8 protein-coding genes are annotated in these 22,911 nt (G+C 72.3%); all 8 read right to left on the bottom strand.

Annotated elements, in window-relative coordinates:
* Window positions 1-264 precede the first annotated feature (264 nt).
* Window positions 265-990: a DUF4097 family beta strand repeat-containing protein gene (locus ADY59_RS17925; protein ID WP_049563546.1), complete on the bottom strand. Its 726-nt coding sequence runs from the start codon at window positions 988-990 to the stop codon at window positions 265-267.
* On the bottom strand, window positions 990-1,631 hold the full coding sequence (locus tag ADY59_RS17920) for a response regulator transcription factor (RefSeq protein WP_049563545.1): 642 nt from the start codon (window positions 1,629-1,631) through the stop codon (window positions 990-992). The genes ADY59_RS17925 and ADY59_RS17920 overlap by 1 nt, the downstream gene beginning before the upstream one ends.
* Window positions 1,619-2,875 (bottom strand): sensor histidine kinase, encoded by a 1,257-nt coding sequence (locus tag ADY59_RS17915; RefSeq protein ID WP_231618765.1) that lies wholly within the window; start codon window positions 2,873-2,875, stop codon window positions 1,619-1,621. Before ADY59_RS17915 ends, ADY59_RS17920 begins: the two co-directional genes overlap by 13 nt.
* A gap of 83 nt (window positions 2,876-2,958) precedes the next feature.
* Window positions 2,959-5,037 (bottom strand): MMPL family transporter, encoded by a 2,079-nt coding sequence (locus ADY59_RS17910; protein WP_049563542.1) that lies wholly within the window; start codon window positions 5,035-5,037, stop codon window positions 2,959-2,961.
* A 97-nt stretch (window positions 5,038-5,134) separates the two neighbouring features.
* A complete protein-coding gene (locus tag ADY59_RS17905) occupies window positions 5,135-6,418 on the bottom strand; it encodes an MFS transporter (RefSeq protein WP_049563540.1) in 1,284 nt (427 codons plus the stop codon).
* Window positions 6,415-11,538: a non-ribosomal peptide synthetase gene (locus ADY59_RS17900; protein ID WP_049563538.1), complete on the bottom strand. Its 5,124-nt coding sequence runs from the start codon at window positions 11,536-11,538 to the stop codon at window positions 6,415-6,417. Before ADY59_RS17900 ends, ADY59_RS17905 begins: the two co-directional genes overlap by 4 nt.
* Window positions 11,539-11,548: 10 nt before the next feature.
* The gene (locus ADY59_RS17895) at window positions 11,549-22,465 is read right to left on the bottom strand and encodes a non-ribosomal peptide synthetase (protein ID WP_197093714.1); all 10,917 of its coding nucleotides are present in this window, start codon (window positions 22,463-22,465) and stop codon (window positions 11,549-11,551) included.
* 181 nt (window positions 22,466-22,646) lie between these two features.
* Window positions 22,647-22,856, bottom strand: coding sequence for an MbtH family protein (locus ADY59_RS17890; protein ID WP_049563534.1), 210 nt, complete (start codon window positions 22,854-22,856; stop codon window positions 22,647-22,649).
* Between the last annotated feature and the right edge of the window lie 55 nt (window positions 22,857-22,911).

Raw genomic sequence — 22,911 nt, 5'->3', positions numbered from 1 at the left:
GCGGGGATTCGCCATTCCGGGCACTGGCTGCATGCCCGGGGTGTAGTTAGCTACCGCGAAGAAGTAGGGCAGTCCTTACCGACACTTGCCAAGAAACCTGACACGATGGGTGTATGAGGGAGACGGACTCGCGAGAATGGTGCCCGGTCCTGCTGCGCCGCAAGCAGCCCGGCGGATGCGCCGGGTGCCCGAACGGGGCGGTGTCGAGGCCGGCGGCGGAGAAGGAACAACCGGCTCACGGGCACAGTTGACAGAGACAGCCGTTCAGGAGCCCAAATACGCGACCCGTATCCCGCCCGTGGTGTTGCGCACCGAAATCTCGTTGGCGGCGCCGGTGGTCGCGCGTACGCCGACGGCCGGTTCGCCGAGCCCGCCGCGAATATCGAGTGCGTAGTCGTCACCCTCGGGCACCTCCACATCGATGTCACCGGCTTCCGAATCGGCCCGCAACGAAAGCGGCGCCCGGACGAATCTCAGCGCTATGTCGCCCAGCACGGCGTCGGCCTCGACGTCCGCCGCCCGCAGGCCCGTGCCCGTGATCGCACCGGTCTCCGTGGTGAGCCGCAGCGCCCCGGTCAGGTCGCGCAGCGTGATGTCCCCTTCGGCGGTCCGTGCGTCCACCGCGGTCCCGGCCGGTACGCGGATCGTGTAGCTGACCCAGCAGGCCGCGATCAGCAGCTCCTCGTCACAGCTCGCCTGGATCCGGAGCGCGTCGCCGGACCACTGCTCCTGCAGCGCCGGCTTGGGGCCCGACCACGTCAGGCGCCGTTCGATGTCGACCCGGCCGGCCTCGCCCGGGACCAGGCGCACCTCACCGATCCCGAGGTCGAGGGTGATCCGGCTGACCGCGCGCTGGTGGGTCTGCCGCTGCGTCGCGGTCTCCCTGGCCAGCCAGGACCATAACGACAGGCCGATCAGCACGGCGATCATGAGCGCCGCCCCGGCCCCGAGCGTGATCCAGCCGGCCCGTGCCCCGCGCGACGCCGTCATCAAGCCTTCAGGTATTTCAGCACGGCGAGCACCCTTCGGTGGTCGGTGTCGGTCGTCTGCAGGTCGAGCTTGGTGAAGATGCCGTTGATGTGCTTGGCGACCGCGCTCTCGCTGATCGCCAGCCCCATCGCGATCCCCGCGTTCGACCTGCCCTCGGCCATCAGCGTCAGCACCTCACGCTCGCGCAGCGACAACCGGGCGAGGCTGTCGGGCCTGCGGCGGACGAGCAGTTGCGAAACCACCTCGGGATCGAGCGCCGTGCCGCCCGACGCGACGCGGCGCACGGCGTCGAGGAACTCGCGGAAGTTCGCCACGCGGTCCTTGAGCAGGTAGCCGAGACCGCTCGACTCCCCGGCGAGCAGTTCGGTGGCGTACTCCTCCTCCACGTACTGCGACAGGACCAGCACGGCGACCTGCGGCCACCGCTCGCGGACGACCAGGGCGGCGCGCATGCCCTCGTCGGTCTGGGTGGGCGGCATCCGCACGTCCACCAGCGCGAGATCCGGCTGGTGCAGCTCGACGGCGGCCAGCAGGCCCTCGGCGTCCGTGGCGGTCGAGACCACCTGGATCCCGGCCAGTTCGAGCATGCGGACCAGGCCCTCCCGCAGCAGCGCGGAGTCCTCGGCGATCACGACGCGCACGGCAGCTCCACGGAGATCACCGTCGGCCCGCCCACCGGGCTGTCGATGTGGAGTTCGCCGCCGACCGAGGTCACGCGTTCGCGCAGTCCGCGCAGTCCGGTGCCCTTCTCCAGAGTGGCGCCGCCGCCGCCGTCGTCGGCGATGTGGATTCGCAGCCGGTCATCCTGCCGGTTGACCTCGATGTGCACGTTGTCGGCCTCCGTGTGCTTGGCGACGTTGGTCAGTGCCTCCGAGACGACGAAGTAGGCCGCCGCCTCGATCGTCCTGGACGGCCGAGGCGCCACGTCGACGGTGAGATGCACGGGAAGCGGCAGTCTCGCCGCGATCCCGGACAGCGCCGCGTCGAGGCCACGGTCGTCCAGTACCGCCGGATGCAGCCCCCGGACGAATCCGCGCAGCTCGGTCAGTGCCTGCTTGGCTTCCTCGTGCGCGTCGGCGATCAGTTTGTGCGCGTCCGGCGGGAGGTGGGAGAGCAGTTCCCTGGCGATGCCCAGGTTCATGGCCAGCGACGTCAGGCGTTGCTGGGTGCCGTCGTGCAGGTCGCGCTCGATCCGCCTGCGTTCGGCGTCCGCGGCGTCGAGGAGGCGGATCTGGTTCTCCGACAGCACCTCGACCCGCTGCACCAGATGGTCGACGTGCGAGGAGGCCAGCAGGCGTTTGGCGATGGCGGCATCCCATGCGGCCATCGCGCGCACCACCCACGGCGTGGCGTGCAGGCACAGCAGGCCGGCCGACGTGAGCGCGGCCAGCGTCGCCGGCTCGTGCAGCCGCCAGCCGAAGCCGTTGCCGGCCGGCAGCGCCCACGCATAGGCGGCGATCGGCGTGCCCAGCAGGCCGACGGTCCACAGGGTCATCGAGACCGCCGCGCCCAGCGTGAGCCCCAGGCCGCTGAGCAGGCTGTAGGCCAGGCGCGAGCGGACGACGGGCTGCTGCGCCTCGGCCCGTACGCGCGCGCGCAGGCCCCGGCCGCCGGGAGGCCGCGGGACGACGGCCGGGATCGGCTCGCCGCGCAGGGCGGCGAAGCGGGAGCGGTGCATCCGCGTGCACATCCGGCCGAGCCACAGCAGGCCGGACAGCGGCAGCCGGCGGACGCCGACGAGGGCGAGCATCAGGACGACGGTGCCGGCCACGCTGAGCACGGTGAACGCCAGCATCCCGACGACGCTGCCCGCGGCGATCTGGAACGTGGCCAGCCAGGTGCCGGCCTGCCACGGCGCGCGCAGCACCCGTCCCCCGACGGTCACGAGACCTCCCAGGTTCCCACGCGGTGCGGCCGTCTCCGATGGTAGGCAATCACGCGCCCGGTTCCGGGACAAGCCTGTAGAAATCACACCCTGGCCAACGGCTCGGGCTCGTGCTCGCGGATCCCGATGCGCCGGTGCACGCGGCGCATCCCCCACGGCGCCCACCAGTTCCAGCGGCCGAGCAGGGTCATGGTGGCGGGCAGCAGGAGGCAGCGCACCAGCGTGGCGTCGACGATCACGGCGACCAGCAGGGCCAGGCCGAGCTGTTCCAGGTCGCCGATCTTCGAGGCGCCGAAGCACGCGAAGACGATCCCCATGACCGCGGCGGCCAAGGTGATCAGCCGTCCGCTGTGCTGCAGGCCGTACCGCACCGAGGTGTTCGTGTCGTGCCCCCGGTCGGCGTACTCCTTGATCCGGGCCAGCAGGAACACGTGATAGTCCATGGCGAAGGCGAAGCCGAACGCGAACACGGTGACCAGCAGGTAGACGCTCAGCCCCGAGACGGGCAGCGTGTCGAGCGGGCCGGACAGCCGGCCTTGCTGGAACAGCAGCACGAGCATGCCGAAGGTCGCCGACAGCGACACGATGTTCAGCGCCACCGCGACCAGCGGCGCGATCAGCGAACCGGTCATCAGGAACAGCAGCACGAGCATCGCGAGGAGCGCCACGGCGATGGCCAGTGGCAGGTCCCGGGAGGTCCGGTCGAGCAGGTCGTGGAGCCCGGCGGTCTCCCCCGTCACCCATGAGCGGACCCCGTCGGGCCGGTCCGCCCGCAGCCGGTCCAGCACCTGTTTCGCGACCGGGCCCTGCGAGTCGCCACGCACGAGCACGGCGACCGACGACAGGCCGGGGCCTTCGGCGCGGGCCGGCTCGACCCTGGCCACGCCGGGGGCGCCGCGCAGTCCGGCGCTCCACGCCTCCAGTTCGGCGGGGCCGTGCTCGGCGACCACCCGCAGCGGCGGGTTGCTGGTGAAGCCATAGTGTTCGGACACCTCACGTTCGACCTGCAGCGACTGCATGCCGGGCGGCACGCTGTCCGCGCCGGCCATCCTGATCTCGAGGTTGGTGAGCGTGCTGCTCGCGACCGCCAGGACGATCAGCACACCGGCGAGGACCAGCACGGGTACGCGCTGGGTGATCCGGGCGATCCTGGCGAACACCCCGCTGACCGGCCGGGTCCGGGCCCGCGACGGCCTGACGCGTCCGCCGAACACCCCCAGCAACGCCGGGACCAGCGTGACCGCGGCCAGCATGCCCAGCAGGGCCGAGGCGATCCCGGCGGCGCCCATCGTCTGCAGGCGCGGCTGCTGGATCACCAGCAGGCTGGACAGCGCCGCCGCGACGGTCAGCGCGCTGAACAGCACCGTGCGCCCGGCCGTCGCCCAGGCGCGGCGGATGGCCTCCGGCCGGTCGTGCCCGGCGGCGAGCTCCTCCCGGTACCGGGCCACCAGCAGCAGGCCGTAGTCGATGGAGAGCCCCAGCCCCAGCAGGTCGACCACGCTGAGCACGGTGTTGTCGATCTGCAGGACCCGGGTCGCCAGCAGCATCAGGCCGAACGACGACGCGATGGTCGCGACCGCCGTGATCACCGGGATGCTCGCGGCGAGCAGGCCGCCGAACACGAAGACCAGCACCACCAGCGTGATCGGCAGCGAGTACATCGTCGCGTTCGCCATGTCCTGCTGCGCCAGCGCGTTCGTGTCGTCGGAGATCAGGTCGATCCCGCCGAACCGCACGCTCACCCCGGGGTGTCCCTCGGCCAGATCGCCGAAGCGGTCCTGCGCCTGCCGTAGCGGGAGGCTCTGGTCGCCGGCCTTCACCAGCTGGACCTGGACGGCCGCGCCGGATCCGGTGTCCGCCGCGTACGGCTCGCCGACCGCGTGCACCCCGGGGATGCCCCGCACGTCGGCGACCGCCCGGGCGAGCTCCGGCGCGGCGCGGTCGATCCCGGCCACCACGGTGGTGAACTCGCGGCCGTGCACGCGGCCCTCCACCAGGGCCCGCTGGCCTTCGTCCGCTTCCAGGCCCCTGATGAAGTTGGCGGAGCTGACGGTCTGGAGGAGGGGGCCGACCGACGTCCCTCCTGCGATGACGATCAGGATCCAGGCCGCGATGACCCAGCCCCGGCGGCGGTAACAGAAACTGCCGATCCGACTCAACATGCTCTTCACTGTCGCAGCCGGGGAAGCCGCTGTCGGTACTGCCTGATGCCGTTTCCGGGTGGCACTAGCTACAGCCCCTCCGCGACCAGGACCGTCGTCACTCGCCGCCGCTCGGCAGCCGGCCTCCGTGCGGGGTGCCGGCGACGTCGCGGACGGACGGGTTGAGCGCCGCGGCGACGACGAGCAGGCCCATCAGAGCGGTCATGCCGAGCACCGAGTTCGTCACCCCCCACCAGGTGAGCGCGGCGCCCGCGAGCAGGCTGCCCAGGAAGTTCGCGCCCGACCCGAGCGTCATCATCACGCTCAGGACGCGGCCGAAGAGGTGGTCGGGCGTCACCTGCATGGTGTAGACCGAACCGGCGACGTTGAACACCCCGGACACGTAGCCGTTGCAGGCGAACAACACCGCCAGCAGCCAGGGGTCGGTGACCCACGCGAGCGGCGCGATGCAGATCGCCCACACGAAGAGCCCGCCGACGACCAGCGTCCGCATGGTCACCTGCCGCCGCCACACGGTCGCGGTCATCGCACCGGCCACGCCGCCGATGCCGCCCGCGGTGACCACCAGGCCGACCACCGCGGGCGAGTAGCCGCCGTCGTGGATGACGGCGAACAGGGTCAGCGTCATCCCCATGAAGATCATGTTGCTGGCGGAGATCAGCAGCATCGCCGCCCGCAGGAACGGCTGCCGCCACACCCATCGGATGCCCTCGGAGATCTCCGCGTACAGCTTGCCCCGCGCCTCCGGCGCGCCCTCCGCCTGGAACGGCTTGCGGATGAACAGCAACTGCACCAGCGAGATCAGGTGCATCACCGCCGTGAGCAGGAACGGGGTCCAGCGCACGAGGCTGAACAGGAGGCTGCCCAGCGGGTTGGCGAGCATGTTCACGCCCTGCATCCGAGCCTCGTTGCGGCTCAGCGCGACCGGCACCTGGGACTCGTGCACCAGGTTGCGCACGGCCGAGCGCTCCGCCAGCTCGTAGAAGATGCTCAGGCTGCCCTGCACGAACGCCGCGATGATCAGGTGAGGCAACCAGATCGCGTCGGCCAGGACCGCGACGAACACGCTGACGGCGACCACCACGCACCCGAGATCCGAGAAGATCATCAGCCGCCGCCGGTCGAACCGGTCGACGATCGCGCCCGCGGGCACCTGGACCAGCAGGTGCGGCAGCGAGGTCGCCGCCGCGATGAGGCCGGTCGCCAGGGTGGACTCGGTCTGCCAGAGCACCAGCAGCGGGTAGACCGTCATGGTGAGCATGGCGCCGAGCGAGGTGAACCCGGCGCCCGTCCACAGCAGCATGAAGTCCCGGTTGCGGTTCAGCGGCAGGATGCCGGCCACCGGCTCCTGCGGCTGCGACTGCGACTGCGTGGTGCTCATCGGGTCACCTGCCCCAGGTGGGCCTTGAGCAGAGTGGCGATCTCGGCGAGCGGCCCCGGATCGGTCATCTCGTGGTGCGCGCAGGAAATCTCGTACTCCTTGATGCTCCCGGTGACGTACGCCCGCCACAGCTCACCCGGCGAGGACACCGGTTTGCCCTGTGCGGCCGTGAAGAACAGCAGGTCGCCGTCGAACGCGGCGTCCGGCGGCTGGGTTCCGATGCCTTCCTCGTTGCGGTAGACGCGGTAGATCGACCGCAGCGTCGGTTCGTCGAGGTTCGTCAATGGTGAGCCACTGTCCTTGATCGCCGCGAGTGGGGATTCGGTGTCGCTGAGGACCTCGCGCAGCAGGGCGAAGGTCAGCGGGCGGCCGTCCAGGGCGCCGGTGTCGACCCCGGTCTCCCGCAGGATGTTGCCGATGAACTCGGCCTCGCCGGGCACCTCGCCCGCCTCCGCCTCGGGATAGGCGTCGAGCATCGCCAGCAGGTCCACCTGGTGCCCGAACTTGCGCAGGTGCACGGCGATCTCGTGGGCGATCTGCCCGCCCCACGACCAGCCCAGCAGGCGGTACGGGCCCTCCGGTGCGACCGTGCGGATCTGCTCGGCGTAGTCCGCGGCCATCTCGCCGATCGACCGCGGGCTCCGGTCCGGCTGGGTGATGCCCCGTGCCTGGATCCCGTAGATCGGCTGGTCCGCGTCGAGCAGCCCGATCAGCCGGGCGTAGGGCCAGGCCAGGCCGCCGGCCGGGTGCACGCAGAACAGCGGCGGCCGGTCCCCGCCGGTCTGCAGGGGAAGCAGGACGCCCAGTCCGGCGTCCGCGGCGTCGGTGCCCAGCCGCCGGGCGAGCGCCGCGACGGTCGGGGCCTCGAACACGACGCGTACCGGGAGTTCGTGGTCCAGCACCGAACGGATCCGCGAGGCGAGCCGGATCGCCAGCAGCGAGTTGCCGCCCAGCTCGAAGAACCCGTCCTCGACGCCGACCCGTTCCAGACCCAGCACCTCGGCGAACAGCCGGCAGAGGGTCTCCTCCCTGGCGTTGCGCGGCTCGCCGGCGGACACCAGGCCGGACAGGTCGGGCGCGGGCAGCGCGGCCCGGTCGAGCTTCCCGTTGGCGGTGAGCGGCAGGGCGTCCATGACGACGATCGCGGCGGGCACCATGTGGCCGGGCAGCCATTCGCCGGCGAAGCGCCGCAGTGACACGGCGAGTTCACCCGTACGGCGCGCGCCGGCGGGGTCGTTGACCGTGTCCGGCCACAGCCGGTCCTGCCGTGCCAAGTAGATGCCGTCCAGCGCGGCCGGCGACGCCGTGCCGGGCAGGAAGACCGCGTCGAAGGCGTCGGTCCTGGCCCGCGACCAGGTCAGGTGGGCCGAGCAGCCCCGCTCCGCCGCCCAGGCGTGCAGCGCTTCGGGGTCCTGCGCCGGGATGGGGGCGCTCAGTTGCGCCCGCGCCAGTTCCGGTGACACTCCCTGTGCGAGCGCCCGCGCCGCCGCGACCTCGTTGACCAGCCGCGCGTTCGGGATCCCGCTCACGCGCACCGGCCGGGTGAGGTGCCCGCCCAGGTCGTCGAGCTCGTGAACGTCCTTGCCCCAGACGAGTTCGGGCACCGCTCCCACGAACCGGCCGGCGGCGGGGGCCTTGTGCAGCACCACCTCGTAGCGGTGCCGGGTCAGCTCGTTGTGGCGGGCGCCCCGCTTCAGCCGGATGTCGACGGCGCCGACGTAGCCGTTCTCGGCCGCGAGGGCGGTGAAGAACTCCGGGTCGATGACCAGCTCCCGCTCCAGCAGCATCGCCCGTTCGACGCGGGCGACCATCGCCTGGTCCGCACCCTGGTCCGCGGGCTTGGGGTCCCTGCGGAACTGGATCGCGGTGTGCAGCGCCCGGAGGGTCTCGCCGCGGCGGACGTCGCCGACGAACACCCTGCCGCCCGGAGCCAGCAGATCGATCGCCTGATTGAGCACCTGCCTCAGGTAGGCGCCGTTGGGGAAGTACTGGACGACCGAGTTGATGATCACGGTGTCGAAGAAGCCGGACGGCAGCCCGTCGGTCACGTCCGCGGGCTGTGAGCGCAGCCGTACCTTGTCCTCCAGCCCCTGTGCCCGGATGTGCTCGCCGAGCAGCGCGATCGCGGACGGCGACAGGTCGGTGCCCCAGTAGGTCTCCACGCCGTCCACCAGTTCGGCCAGCAGGAGGCCGGTGCCGACGCCGATCTCCAGGACGCGCCGGGGCCGGTGTTCCGCGATCCGCGCGATCACGGCCGCGCGCCAGCTCTCCATCTCGTCGAGCGGGATCGGCTCACCCGTGTAGCTGGAGTCCCAGCCGCCGAAGTCGGTGCCGAAGGGGGTCGATTCGACGTCCGTGTGCTCGATGGACTCGTGGAGGTTCAGCCACTCCTCGACCTGGCGGCCCGCGCCGTCGTCGCCGCCCGCGGGTACGACGTAGGCGACCAGTTGCTCGTCGCGTGCCACGACCACCGCCCGTGACACGCCGGAGTGCCGGAGCAGGGCGTTCTCCACTTCACCCGGCTCGACCCGGAAGCCGCGGACCTTCACCTGTTCGTCGGCGCGGCCGAGGTATTCCACCGTGCCGTCGGGCCGCCACCGTACGAGGTCGCCGGTGCGGTACATCCGTTCGCCGGGCCCGCCGAACGGGCAGGGCACGAACCGCTCCGCGGTGAGGCCGGGCCGGTTGAGGTAGCCCCTGGCGACCCCGGCGCCGGCGAGATGCAGCTCGCCGGAGACGCCGATCGGCACGGGAAGCCCGTGGGCGTCGAGCACGTAGGCGCGGAGGTTCCACACGGGCCTGCCGATGACCTGTTCGCGTTCGCCGTCCATCCGGTGGTAGAGCGCGTCCACGGTGGATTCCGTCGGGCCGTAGCAGTTGTACACGGCGGTCCCGGCCGCCGACCCGAGCGTGCCGAGCAGCGATTCGCTCATGGGCTCGCCGCCCACGATCAGGACGGACGGGGGCGCCTGGGTCAGCAGCCCGGCGGTGACGAGCTGCTCGGCGAACGACGGGGTCACGTCGATCAGGTCGATGCGGTTCGTCCGCGCGTAGGCGACGAACGCGGCCGGGTCGTAGCGGCATTCGTCGTCCAGGACGTGCAGCTCGTGCCCCGCCACCATCCACAGGAGCGCGGCCACCGACGCGTCGAAGGAGATCGACGCGGCCAGCGCCACGCGGAACCTGCCGGTGCCCGCGAGCGGGCGGTACAGGCTGGCCAGGTGGTCGTGGAACAGGTTCACCACGTTCGCGTGCGTGACCACGACGCCCTTCGGCGTCCCGGTGGATCCGGAGGTGTAGATCACGTAGGCGGGGTTCGCCGGATCCGGCGCGGGCAGGCCGGCTACGGCCGGGTCCGCGGCGCGGGCGTCGTCCATGAGGGCGTCGTCCATCAGGAGGGTGTCGATCCCCTCGGGCAGGTCCACGCCCGCCCGCGTGACCACGACGGCGGGGGCCGCGTCCTGGACGAGGTAGGCGATCCGGGCGGCCGGGTAGTCCGGGTCGATCGGCACGTAGGCCGCGCCGGACCTGAGGATCGCCACGATCGCCACGACGAGTTCGGCCGAGCGCGGCAGCGCCACTCCGACCAGGCGTTCCGGCCCGGCTCCCCGGGCGACGAGCTCGCCCGCCAGGCGGGTGGCGCGCGCGTCGAGTTCCGCGTACGTCAGCGCGGTCCCGCCGGACACGACCGCCACCGCGTCCGGGGTGCGGGCGGCCTGGGCCAGGAACAGCTCCGGCAGGGTCGCGCGCGGCACCTCGTGCGCGGTGGCGTTGTTCGCCACCAGCACCTGCTCCCGCTCGGCGGGCTGCAGGACGTCCACTCCGGACACCGGGCGGGAGGGATCGTCGGCGAACGACTCCGCCAGCCGCACCAGCCAGCCGGCGATCCGCTCGGCGAACTCCCGGTCGAACAGGTCGGTCTGGTAGTCCAGCCGCAGCCCCATGCGGGCGCCCGGAGCGACGGCGAGGGACAGCGGATAGTGGGTGGCGTCGGTGCCCGCCGTGCCCACCACGCTCACCTGCGCGCCCATGTCCCGGTCGGCGTCGGTGGCCGGCGGGTAGTTCTCGAACACCATCAGCGTGTCGAACAGCGTCCCGCGGCCGGCCAGCCGCTGGATCTCCACCAGGCCGAGGTGGTGGTGCGGCAGCAGCTCCGCCTGCGTGCGCTGGAGGCGGCCGCACACGTCGGCGAAGGAGTCGCCCGGTGAGACGCGCATGCGGACGGGCACGGTGTTGATGAACAGCCCCACCATGTCCTCGACGCCCGCGATCTCCGGCGGGCGGCCGGACACGGTCGCGCCGAACACCACGTCGTCGCGCCCGAGCAGCCGGGCCAGGGCCAGTCCCCAGATGCCCTGGACCACCGTGTTGACCGTGAGCCCGGCCCGGCGCGCCTGCTGGGTGAGGCTCTCGGTGAGCTCGGGGCTCAGCTCCGCCTCGACCGTGCCCGGCAGCGACGGGATGTGGTCGCCGAGTTCCGGCACGACCAGCGTCGGCTCGTCGAGGCCGTCGAGCTCCCGCGTCCACGCCTGCCGTCCCGCGTCGGCGTCCTGCCGCGCCAGCCACTCCAGGTACGTCTTGTACGGGGTCGCCGGCGGCAGCCCCGCGGGGTCGCCGCGCTGCCGGTAGAGCGTGAGCAGATCCCGGAACAGCGGCGGCGCGGACCAGCCGTCCATGAGGATGTGGTGGTGCGTGAGGACGAGCAGCGTCCTGTCCTCCGCGTGACGGATCACCATGATCCGCAGCATCGGCGGCTTCGCCAGGTCGAACCGCTCCGCCTGGTCGGCGAGCAGCAGTCGTTCCAGTTCGGCGTCCCGCTCGCCCTCCGGCAGGTCGGTCAGCTCGATCCGGCGCAGCGGCACCTCCACGTCGACGGGGATCAGCTGCACCGGCGCGCCCTGGTTCTTGCGGGTGCGGAAGCAGGCCTTCAGGTTGACGTGGCGTTCCAGCAGGGCGTGGACGGCCACGCGCAGCGCCTCGACGTCGAGTTCGCCGTGGAACTCCAGGACCGTCTGGGGCATGTAGACGTCGACGGCGTCATGGTCGTAGAGGGAATGGAACAGCATTCCCTCCTGGAGCGGCGACAGGGGCAGATAATCGGCCAGACCTCGGCGCTTCATGCGCGGACTCTCATTCGTTGTCCCATTCGGTGGCAAGATCGTCAATTTCTTCCTGGCTCAGTTCGAGCAACGGCAGATCGGACGGGGTGTGACCGCCCGCGTCGCCCCGCCGCACATGCGTGACCAGGCCCCGCAGCGCCTCGGTCCACAGTTCGGCGAGTTCTTCCACATCCCTCCTGTCGATCCAGTCCGCCAGGAAGGTCCATGCGGCCTCCAGCCGCGGACCGGCGGGCAGGTCGTAGGTGACGGCGTTGATCTCCAGCGGGTGCCCCACGGCCATCCGCGGGCGCGGGGCCGGAGGCGGGGCCTCCCCGGTGGCGCGGCGGATCCGGCCGAGGTAGTTGAAGCCGATCTGCGGCGTCGGCAGCCCGGCCAGCCGCGTCGCGGTGTCGGCGTTGAGGTGGCGCAGCATCCCGAATCCGATGCCGTTCTCCGGGACGGCGCGCAGCTGTTCCTTCACCCGCTTCATGGCCTCGCCCACGGCCGGTCCGCCCGCGCGGACCGCCGCCCAGTCGACCGCGCCGGGGTCGACGGCCACGGGGAAGAGGCTGGTGAACCAGCCGACCGTGCGGGACAGGTCCACGCCCTCGGCGATGTCCTCCCGGCCGTGGCCCTCCAGATCGAGCAGCACCGCGCCGGGCGCGGCCGAGCGCCGGGCCCGCCACTGCGTGACCGCGAGCCCGAGCGCGGTGAGCAGGACGTCGTTGACGCGTCCGTGGAACGCCGCGGGCACGCTGGTCAGCAGCGGTTCGGTCACCTCGGCGGGGAGCGCCACGGTCAGCTCGCTCGTCCGGTCGGCGGTGTCGTGCGCCGGGTCGAGCGGGCGCCTGCCGAGCGCGGGATCCGGCGTGCCGAGCACCCGCGTCCAGAACGGCAGCTGCGCCACCCGGGCGGGTTCCCCGGCCTTCTCCCGCAGCAGCCGCGCCCATCGGCGGAACGAGGACGGCACCGGGTCCAGCTCGACCGGCTCACCGGCGGCCAGCGCCGCCCAGGCGGCGTGCAGGTCGGGCAGCAGGATCCGCCACGACACCCCGTCGACCACCAGGTGGTGCAGCACGAGCAGGAGCCGGCCCGCCCGGTCCTCGCCGTGGTCGAACCAGACGGCCCGGATCAGCACGCCCGCGTCCACGTCCAGGCCGGCCACGGCCACTTGCCCGTACCCGGCGATCGCGGCCTCGTCGAGCCCGGCCGCGTCCACGTGACGCACGCGGGCCGACGCGTCCACCGCGCCCTTCTCCGGCACCACGAGCCGCCACTGCCCGTCCTCCCGGGTCAGCCGCATCCGGAGGGCGTCGTGGTGGTCGAGGAGTTCCTGCAGCCCCTGGACGACCAGTTCCGGCCGGAGGCCGGCGGGCGTGGGCAGGAACGCCGACTGGTGGTGGGCGTCGATCGAGCCCTCCCGTTCGGCCAGCCAGGCGATGATGGGCGTGAGCGGGACGTCACCGAGCGCCTCGGCGGGGTCCTCGGCGACGCCGGCCGGCGCCGGCCGCATGACGGCGGCGAGCGCCTCCATCGACTGGTGGGTGAAGACGTCCCGGGGCGTCAGCTGCCAGCCCGCCCGGTGTGCCCGCGCCGAGAGCTGGATCGTCATGATGCTGTCGCCGCCGAGCTGGAAGAACCCGTCGTCGAGGCCGACCCGGTCGAGTCCCAGGACCTCGGCGACCAGCTCGCAGAGCACCTCTTCCCGCGGGGTGCGCGGGGCACGGTGCGCGGCCAGGTTCCGCGACCACGGCTCGGGCAGCGCCCGGCGGTCGAGCTTGCCGTTGGGGGTCAGCGGGATCGCGTCGACGTGCATGACCGCCGACGGGACGAGGTAGTCCGGGAGCAGGGCGGCGAGGTGCCCGCGCAGTTCCTCCGGACTCGCCGCGTCCCGCGCCGGGACGACGTAGGCGACCAGGCGTTTGACGCCCGGCTGGTCCTCGCGCGCCACGACCACGCTCGTGGTGACGTCGGCCCGCTGGTTCAGCACCGCCTCGACCTCACCGGGCTCGATCCGGAAGCCGCGGATCTTGACCTGCTCGTCGGCGCGGCCGAGGAAGTCCACCTGCCCGTCCGCGCGCCATCGGACGACGTCGCCGGTGCGGTACATCCGCTCGCCCGGCGCGCCGAACGGGCAGGGGACGAACCGCTCGGCGGTCAGGCCGGGCTGGCGCAGGTATCCCCGAGCCAGCCCGTCGCCCGCCAGGTAGAGCTCGCCGGGCACCCCGACGGGCATCGGCTGGAGGTGCTCGTCCAGCACGTAGACCCGGGCGTTCAGCAGCGGGGTGCCGATCGGCGGCGCGGCCCCGGGCGGCGCGGCCGCGACCAGCGCGGCCACCGTGAACTCCGTGGGGCCGTAGGCGTTGAACATCCGGCGTCCGGGCGCCCACCGCGCGACCACCTCGGCGGAACATGCCTCCCCCGCCGTGACCACGGTCTCCCAGCGCGGGTACGCGCCGTCCGGGAGGGTCGCCAGCACCTGGGGCGGCAGCACCGCGTGGGTGATCCCGGCGCCTTCCATCAGGTCGCCCAGATCGGCGCCACCGAGGCAGTCCGGCGGCCGCAGCACCAGTGCGCCGCCCGCGGCCCACGCCATCAGCATGTTGGCTACCGAGGCGTCGAACCCGAAGGAGGCGAACTGCAGCACCCGTGAACCGCCGGTGATCCCGTACCGCTCGATGTTGTCGGCGGCCAGGGACGCCAGCCCCCTGTGCGTGACCACGACGCCCTTGGGCGTCCCCGTCGACCCCGAGGTGTAGATGACGTAGGCGGGCTGGTCCAGCGAGACGGGCGGCCGGGGGGCGGTGGGCGAGCCCGGGACGTCCTCGATCAGCAGGACGTCGAGGCCGCCGGGGAGCCTGCCGGCCATCCCGGCCGTGGTCAGCACGAGCGCCGGTTCGGCGGCGGCCAGCAGCTGGGCGATCCGCGCGTCCGGATGGTCCGGATCGATCGGGATGTAGGCGGATCCGGACTTGGCGACCGCGAGGATCGCGACCACCAGGTCGATCGAGGTGGGCGCGAGCACGGCGATCAGCCGTTCCGCTCCCGCGCCGCGGTCGATCAGCGTCTTCGCCAGCCCGTTCGCGCGCTCGTCGAGCTGCGCGTAGGTCAGTTCGACGTCCTGGAGAACGAGCGCCGGCGCGCCGGGGGTGCGGGCGGCCGTGGTCTCGAACAGCTCCGGCAGCGTCCGCGCGATCCCGGGGCGCGCGGTCTCGTTCCAGCGCACCAGCACCTGCTCCAGCTCGCCGTCCGTGAGCAGGCCGGTGTGGCCGACCGGCCGGTCGGGATCGGACGCGACAGCGGTCAGGAGCCTGTCCAGCAGCGTCGCGAGCCGTCGCGCGGTCGCCGGCTCGAACAGGTCGGTGGCGTAGTTCAGCTCCCCGCTCAGCCCGGCCGGCTCGCCGGTGGCCGTGCGGTGCTCGGTGAGCTGGACGAGCAGGTCGAACTTGGCCACGCCCTCCTCGAAGGGCACCGGGACGACGTCGAGGCCGGGCAGGTCGAGGTCGGCGTGCTCGTCCGGTGCCAGGCTGAGCATCACCTGGAACAGCGGATGCCGGCCCGCCGACCGCTCCGGCGCGACCAGGTCCACCAGCCGTTCGAACGGCAGGTCCTGGTGCGCGAAGGCGCCGAGGTCGCTTTCCCGTACGCGCCCGAGCAGTTCGCGGAACGACGGGTTGCCCGAGGTGTCGTTGCGCAGCACCAGGGTGTTCACGAAGAAGCCGACCAGGTCCGACAGCGCCTGGTCGGTGCGGCCGGCGACCGGTGAGCCGATCGGGATGTCGCTACCGCCGCCCACCCGGGTGAGCAGCGCGGCCAGCCCGGCCTGCAGCACCATGAACATGGTGACCCGGTGCTCGGTCGCGAGGGCGGCCAGCGCCCGATGGGTCGGGGCGTCGATCCGCAGCTCGACGGAGGCGCCACGGTGCGACGACACCGCGGGGCGCGGCCGGTCGGCGGGCAGCGGGATCTCGTCGGGCAGCCCCGCCAGCGCCTTCGACCAGTACGCGACCAGCTCGTCGGCCGAGTCGAGCACCTCCCGCTGCCACAGGGCGTAGTCGGCGTACTGCACCGGCAGCGGCGCCCAGTCCGGCGCCGTGCCGCGCACCCGGGCGGAGTACGCCGAGGCCAGATCGCGTGCCAGCGGGCCCATCGACAGCGCGTCGCCCGCGATGTGATGCACGACGATCAGCAGCACGTTCTCCTCGGCGGACAGCCGGAACAGGCGCGCGCGCACGGGCAGCTCGGTGGCCAGGTCGAAGCCCTGGCCGGCCGCTTCGGCCAAGGCCGCGCGCAACCGCGCGGGTTCGACGTCGGTCATCGGCAGCTCGATCACGGCATCCGGCACGATCGCCTGGCGCGGCACCCCGTCCACCTCCGGGAACACCGTGCGCAGGCTCTCCTGCCGTGCCAGCACGTCCGCGAACGCCTGGCGCAGCGCGCCGGCATCCAGCGATCCGGTCAGCCGCAGTGCCGCCGGGATGTTGTACGTCGCGTTCGGTCCCTCCATCCGATTGAGGAACCACAACCGGCGCTGCGCGAACGACAACGGCAGCACGTCGGGCCGGGCCGCGGGCCGCAGCGGGATCTGGACGTGCCCGGACGCCTCGGCCAGGTGCCCGGCCAGCCCCGCGACCGTCGGCGCCTCGAAGACCAGCCGGATCGGCAGCTCCACCCCGAGCACCGAACGCGCCCTGGACACCAGCCGGACCGCCGACAGCGAGTTGCCGCCCGCGTCGAAGAAGCTGTCGTCGATGCCCACCCGGTCGGTGCCCAGCACCTCGGCGAACAGGTCGCACAGCGCCCGCTCGCGTGGCGTCCGGGGCCCTCGGCTGACCACCGGCCCGGCGAGGCCGGGCGCGGGCAGCGCCTTGCGGTCCAGCTTTCCGTTGGCCGTCACGGGCAGCCGGTCGATCACCATGATCACCGAGGGCACCATGTAGCCGGGCAGCGTCCCCGCGACGAAACCGCGCAGTTCGGCGATGTCCACCGGCGAGCCGGCCACCACGTACGACACGAGCCGCGGATCGGTGCCGCCGTCGAGAACGGTCGCGGCCTCCACGATCCGGGGATGCGCGGCCAGCGCCGAGGAGATCTCACCGAGCTCGATCCGGTATCCCCGCAGCTTGACCTGGTCGTCCGCCCGGCCGAGGAATTCCAGGGTGCCGTCCGCGCGCCACCTGCCCAGGTCACCGCTGCGGTAGAGCACGCCGCCGTCGCCGAAGGGGTCCGGCACGAACCGCTGGGCCGTCAGCGCGGGGTTCCCGAGGTAGCCCCGGGCCACGCCCAGGCCGCTGATGTGGATCTCGCCGGGCGTGCCCACCGGGACCGGCTCGCCGAACCGGTCGAGCAGGTGGACCCGGCCGTCGGCCAGCGGCCTGCCGATCGGGTTGCCCGCTCCCGGCTCCAGGTCGGCCTCGGTGATCCGGTGGAACGTGGTGTGCACGGTGGTCTCGGTGATGCCGTACATGTTCACCAGCGCCGGCCGGGACAGCCCGAACCTCGACGTCCACGGCCGCAGTTCGGCGATCTCCAGCTTCTCGCCGCCGAACACCACGTACCGCAGGGCCAGGCGGTCCAGCCGGGGGTCGCCGTCCTTCGCCAGGGTGACGAGCGAGCGGAAGGCCGACGGCGTCTGGTTCAGCACGGTCACCCGGTGGCGGACCATCAGGTCGAGGAACTCGTCCGGGGACCGGACCTCTTCGAGGGACGGCACGACCACCGTGCCGCCGTGGAACAACGCGCCCCACAGCTCCCAGACCGAGAAGTCGAAGGCGTAGGAGTGGAACAGCGTCCACACGTCGCGGTCGCCGAAGTCGTAGTGCCGCGCGGTGGCTTCGAACAGGCTCGTGACGTTGGCGTGCGTGACACCCGTGCCCTTCGGCCGTCCCGTCGAGCCCGAGGTGTAGATGACGTAGCAGAGGTTGCCCTCCGACCCCGGCGCCGCCGGGTTCGCGTCGGGGTAGCCCGAGACGTCGCCGAGCACCAGCGAGCCCCGCAGGCCCGCCGCGCGGCTCTCGTCGGTGAGCACGATCTCCGCGCCGGAGTCGGCGAGGATGTAGTTCAGCCGGTCTTGCGGCTGTTGCGGGTCCAGGGGCAGATACGCGGCGCCGGACTTGAGCACGCCGAGCAGGGTGGGCACCAGGTCGGCGCCGCGGTCGAGGCACACGCCGATCAGCGTTTCCGGCCCGGCGCCGAGTTCGAGCAGGCGGTGGGCATAGCGGTTGGCCTGCCGGTCGAGCTGCCCGTAGGTCAGTTCGCGGCCCTCGGACACGACCGCGACGGCGTCGGGCGTCCGGGCGGCCCGCCGTTCGAAGATCTCGTGCACCCGCCCGCGCGGCGCCGTGATCCGCGCGTCCCCGCTGAAGGCGGCCATCAGGGCCTCGTCGCCGTCGGGCAGGAACGTCGCGACGGCGTCGCCGTCGGGGTCCGCCGCCATCGCGGCGAGCACCTTGCGGTACATCTGGGTCAGGCGGTCCGCGTTGGCCCTGCTGATGAACCTGGTGTCGACGCTGATCCCGACGTGGCCGACCCGCACCGCCACGCCGAGCGGGAACTCCGTCGGGCTGTCGTCGATGCTGGCCAGGTAGTCCACCAGGCCGGTGTCGACCTGGTGGAAGTCCAGATAGACGAACATCGTCTCCAGCAGCCGGCCGCCACCGGCCAGTTCCTGCTGGATCGCGGGCATCGGGAACTGGCGGTGCCGCCACATCTCGCGTTCCCCGGCGAACGTCCGCTCGACCAGCTCCCGCCACGTCCGCGCGCCCGTCTCGTGCGCGAACGGCAGCGTGTTGAGGTACATGCCGTACACGTTCTCCGCGCCGGTCACCTCGGGCCGGCCGTGGAACACCACGCCCGCCAGGAAGGACTCCTCCTCGGTGAGCTGACTGAGCACCTTGAGATGCGCGGCGAGCAGCACGCTCTTCATCGGGGCGCCCGCGGCGCCGGCCAGTTCCCGCAGCCCGGCCTCCAGGTCGAGGAAGGAGACGACGGCCGTGTGGTTGCTCCGGTCCGCCTCGCCCATCCCGGGCGCCACGCTGAACTTCGGGTGACCGCGGACGATGTCGCGCCAGTAGCCGCGGCTCTCCTGCGACTCCAGCGACCGCAGTTCGGCGGCGATGAAGTCGGCGTAGCGCAGCCGGGGCGCGGCCCACGGCTCGAGCTCGGCGCCGTCGCGCAGCCGCTCGTAGCAGCCCAGGAGGTCCATCAGCATCGAGTGGTGGCTCCAGCCCTCCATCACCGCGTGGTGCTCGGTGACCGACAGCCACCACGAGCCGTCCGCGCAGGTGTGGGCGGCCAGGCGGATCAGGCACGGCCTGCCCAGGTCCTCGAACGGGCGGGCGCGTTCGGCGTCGACGTACTCCCGCATCGCGCGCTCGACGCCGGCGTCGCCGAGGTCGCCGAGATCCACCGTCGTGACGGACATCCGCGCCTGCCGGTGGACGAGCTGCATGGGGACGGAGTACGTCGTCATGTCGATCGCCGTGCGCAACGCCTCGTGCCGGGCGACGAGGATCGCGGCCGCCTCCCGGAACGCCTGCGGGGAGAACGGCGCTCCGTCGCGGATCCGGAACGACGTGGCGTTGTGATAGACCCGCATCTCCTGGTCCGCCATCATCTCGGCGACCATGCCGGCCTGCACCCGGGAGAGCGGATAGGCGTCGGCGACACCGGCGGGGACCTTCGCCCGGTCCGCCGGTGAGATCAACGCGAACGGCTCGACGAACCCCTGGACCGGCGCGTCCCCTTGCGGTTCCCCGACCGCGGCCGCCAGCGCGGCGACGCTCCGGTACTCGAAGAGGTCGCTGACGCCGGCGTCGAACCCGGCTTCCCGCAGCGCGCCCGCGAGCGCCACCGCGCGGATCGAGTCGCCGCCGATGTCGAAGAACCCGTCGTGGACGCCGACCTTGTCGACGCCCAGGACGTCGCTCCAGATGGCGGCGATCCGCTCTTCCACGGTGTCGCGCGGGGCCACGTAGTCGCCGCGCGTGCCCAGCTCGGCGCGCCCGGGCGCCGGCAGGGCCTGCCGGTCCAGCTTCCCGTTGTTGGTCAGCGGGAAGCGGTCCAGCACGACGAAGGCCGAGGGGACCATGTACTCGGGCAGCTCCCGGCCGAGGAACTCCCGCAGCTCCGCCGGCGGCGGGACGTCGCCGTCCTCGCTGATCAGGTAGCCGACGAGTTGCTTGTCCCCCGTGGACCCGCTCTCCCTGAGCAGGACGACGGCTTCGGCGACGCCGGGGTGCCTGGTGAGCACGGTCTCGATCTCGCCGAGCTCGATCCGGTAGCCGCGCAGCTTGACCTGGTGGTCGATGCGGCCGAGGAATTCGAGGCTGCCGTCGGGGAGCCTGCGCGCGAGGTCGCCGCTGCGGTACATCCGGGCACCCGGCCGGTCGGCGAACGGGTCCGGCACGAACTTCTCGGCGGTCAGCGCCGGCCGGTTGAGGTATTCACGGGCGACACCGGCCCCGCCGACATGGATCTCGCCCGGAACGCCGATCGGCGCCAGATTGCCCCACGGGTCCAGCAGGTGAACCCGCAGGTCGGCCAGGGGATGCCCGACGAGGTTCCCGGTGCCCGGCGCGAGCTCCGCCTCGCCCACCTCGTGGTAGGTCGTGTGCACGGTCGTCTCGGTGATGCCGTACATGTTGACCAGGACGGGACCGCGCAGGCCGAACCTGGCTATCCACGGCTCCAGCTCGGAGACCTCCAGCTTCTCCCCGGCGAACACGATCGCGCGCAACGCCAGGCGGCCGAGGTCCGGATGCCCCTGCCGGGCCAGGCCGACCAGGCCGCGGAAGGCCGACGGGGTCTGGTTGAGCACGGTCACCTGGTGCTCGACCAGCAGGGCGAGCAGGTCCTCCGGGGAACGCGTCACCTCACGGGGCGGCACGACGAGGGTGCCGCCGTACAGCAGCGCGCCCCACAGCTCCCACACCGACACGTCGAAGGCGTAGGAGTGGCACAGCGGCCAGACGTCGGTCCCGGCGAACCCGTAGTGGCGCTCGGCGCTTCTGAGCAGCCGGACCACGTTGGCGTGGGTCAGGCACACGCCCTTCGGCCGGCCGGTCGAGCCCGAGGTGTAGATGACGTAGATCAGGTCCTGGGCCCCGCCGGGCACGGCCAGGTCGTCGCCGGAGTGTCTCGCGATGAGCTCACGGTCCCGGTCGACGTCCACGATCTCGCCGTCGTAGAACCCGCCAACGGTGCCGGCGCGAGCGGTCGAGGTGACCAGCACGGGGGCCGCGGCGTCGGTGACCATGAACCCGAGCCGGTCGGCCGGCTGGGCGGGGTCCAGCGGCAGGTACGCCGCGCCGCACTTGAGCACCGCCAGCAGGGCCGGCACCAGGGCGATGGTGTTGTCCAGGCACACGCCCACCAGCGAGCCGGGCCCGGCGCCCAGCTCCCGCAGGTGGCGGGCCAGCTTGTTGGCCTCCTCGTTGAGCCGCGCGTAGCTGAGCCGGGTCCGCTCGAACACCACGGCGGTCGCGTCGGGCGTCCGGGCGGCCTGCCGTTCGAACAGCTCGTGGACGCGTCCGTCGATCACCGGCTGCTCCGCTGCGCCGATCTGCAGCGCGCGCTCCTCGGGCCCGATGAAGTCGAGGGTGGCCGCCCTGGCCGTGGGATCGGCGGCGACGGCCCGCAGCAGCCGGACGTAGTCGCCGGCCATGCGCGCCATGGTGCGCCGGTCGAACAGGGCCGTCGCGAACTCGAGCTTGGCCGGCAGCCGGGCGTCCTGACCGTCCTGGCCGTCCTCCACCAGGAGGGTCAGGTCGAAGCGGGAGAAGCGTGAGGAGCCGGGGATCGGCGTGACCGACAGCCCGGGCAGCCGGAATCCGGCCCTCTCCCCCTGCTGCATGGTGAAGGCGACCTGGAACAGCGGTGTTCTCGACATGTCCCGCTGCGGCTGCAGTTCGTCGACCAGGAGGGCGAACGGGATCCCCTGGTGGTCGAAGGCGTCGGCGACGGTCCCGTGGGCGTCGGCGAGCAGGTCCTGGAACCCGGCGTCGCCGTTCCACCGCCCGCGCAGGACCAGGCTGTTGATGCCGTAGCCGATCAGCGTGCGCAGCTCGGGGCGGGTGCGGCCGGAGATCATGGTGCCGACGGGGATGTCCGTCTTGCCGGTGTAGCGCGAGAGCAGGACCTGGAAGGCGGTCAGCAGCACGGTGAACAGCGTGGTGCCGCGCTCCCTGGCGAGGATGCGTAGCCGTCCGGCCAGGTCCTCGGGGATCTCGAAGTCGAGGACGTCTCCGGCGGGGTCGCGGTGGTTCGGCCGGGGCCGGTCGGTGGGCAGGTCGAGCGGTTCCAAGCCGGCCAGGCGCTGCCGCCAGTAGTCCAGCTGCCGCTCGTGCGCGGGCGTCTGGGCGCGTTCCCAGGCCGCGTAGTCGGCGTACTGGATGCCCAGCGGTTCCAGGGCGGACGGCCGCCCCGACTGGTGGGCGGCGTACAGGTCGCCGAGTTCCCCGGCCAGGATCGCCAGCGACCAGGCGTCGCACGCGATGTGGTGCAGGACGACGACCAGCGCGTGGTCGTCGTCCGCCAGCCGGGCCAGCTTGACCCGGACCGGCCACTCGCGCTCCAGGTCGAAGGGGACCAGCGCTTCCCGCTCGGTCAGCTCCGCCACCGCGGCGTCCCTGTCTTCGCGGCCGGACAGGTCCAGCGCGGACAGCCGGAGGTCACCCGGGTCGTCGACCACCTGGACGGGCTCGGTCCCCACCATCCGGTAGCGGGTGCGCAGCACCTCGTGCCTGACGAGCACGTCCCGCCACGCCCGCGTCAGTGCCCGCACGTCGAGCGGTCCGCGGATGCGCCACGCGACGGGGACGAGGTACTCCGGGTTGGTGGGTTCCAGCCGGTTGAGGAACCAGAGCTGCTGCTGGCCGAAGGACAACGGAAGATGCGCGTCCCGGTCGGCCGGCGGGATACCCGTGGCCGGCTTTCCGCGACGCGCCATCCGGGCGTCAAGGCTCCGGCGGAGCAGCTCTTCACGAGCGGAATTCCCGGTTGGCTCGTTGCGCATCCCCGTTGCTCCCTAGACAGGTGGTTGGCCATCTAGGGACGAGCCTTCGATCAATGCCTATACGGGCTCTATACGGGAGAACGCCGGGCGCGGAAAATCGCGGCGCCGCGCCTTTTTATCGGGTACGCCCATCCATTTCACGGCGCAGGCTCGCGGGGCGCATGTCGGTCCAGACCTGCGAGACATGGGACAGGCATTCCTCACGGGTCCCGGTGAAACCCGCGGTTCGCCAACCGGCCGGCAGAGGCCGGTCGGCCCACCAGATCGAATACTGCTCCTCGTCGTTGAGCACGACAATGTAGGTGGCGGTCCGCTGCTCGATCATGTGAACTCCTGCCAGGCGGGGCTGATACGCCGATGAGGCTTGGCGAGGAGTCTCA

The organism is Nonomuraea sp. SBT364, from assembly GCF_001083785.1.
Taxonomy (GTDB): Bacteria; Actinomycetota; Actinomycetes; order Streptosporangiales; family Streptosporangiaceae; genus Nonomuraea.
Note: the sequence above shows the minus strand (reverse complement) of the source record. Positions and strands in the feature narration are given on the sequence as shown.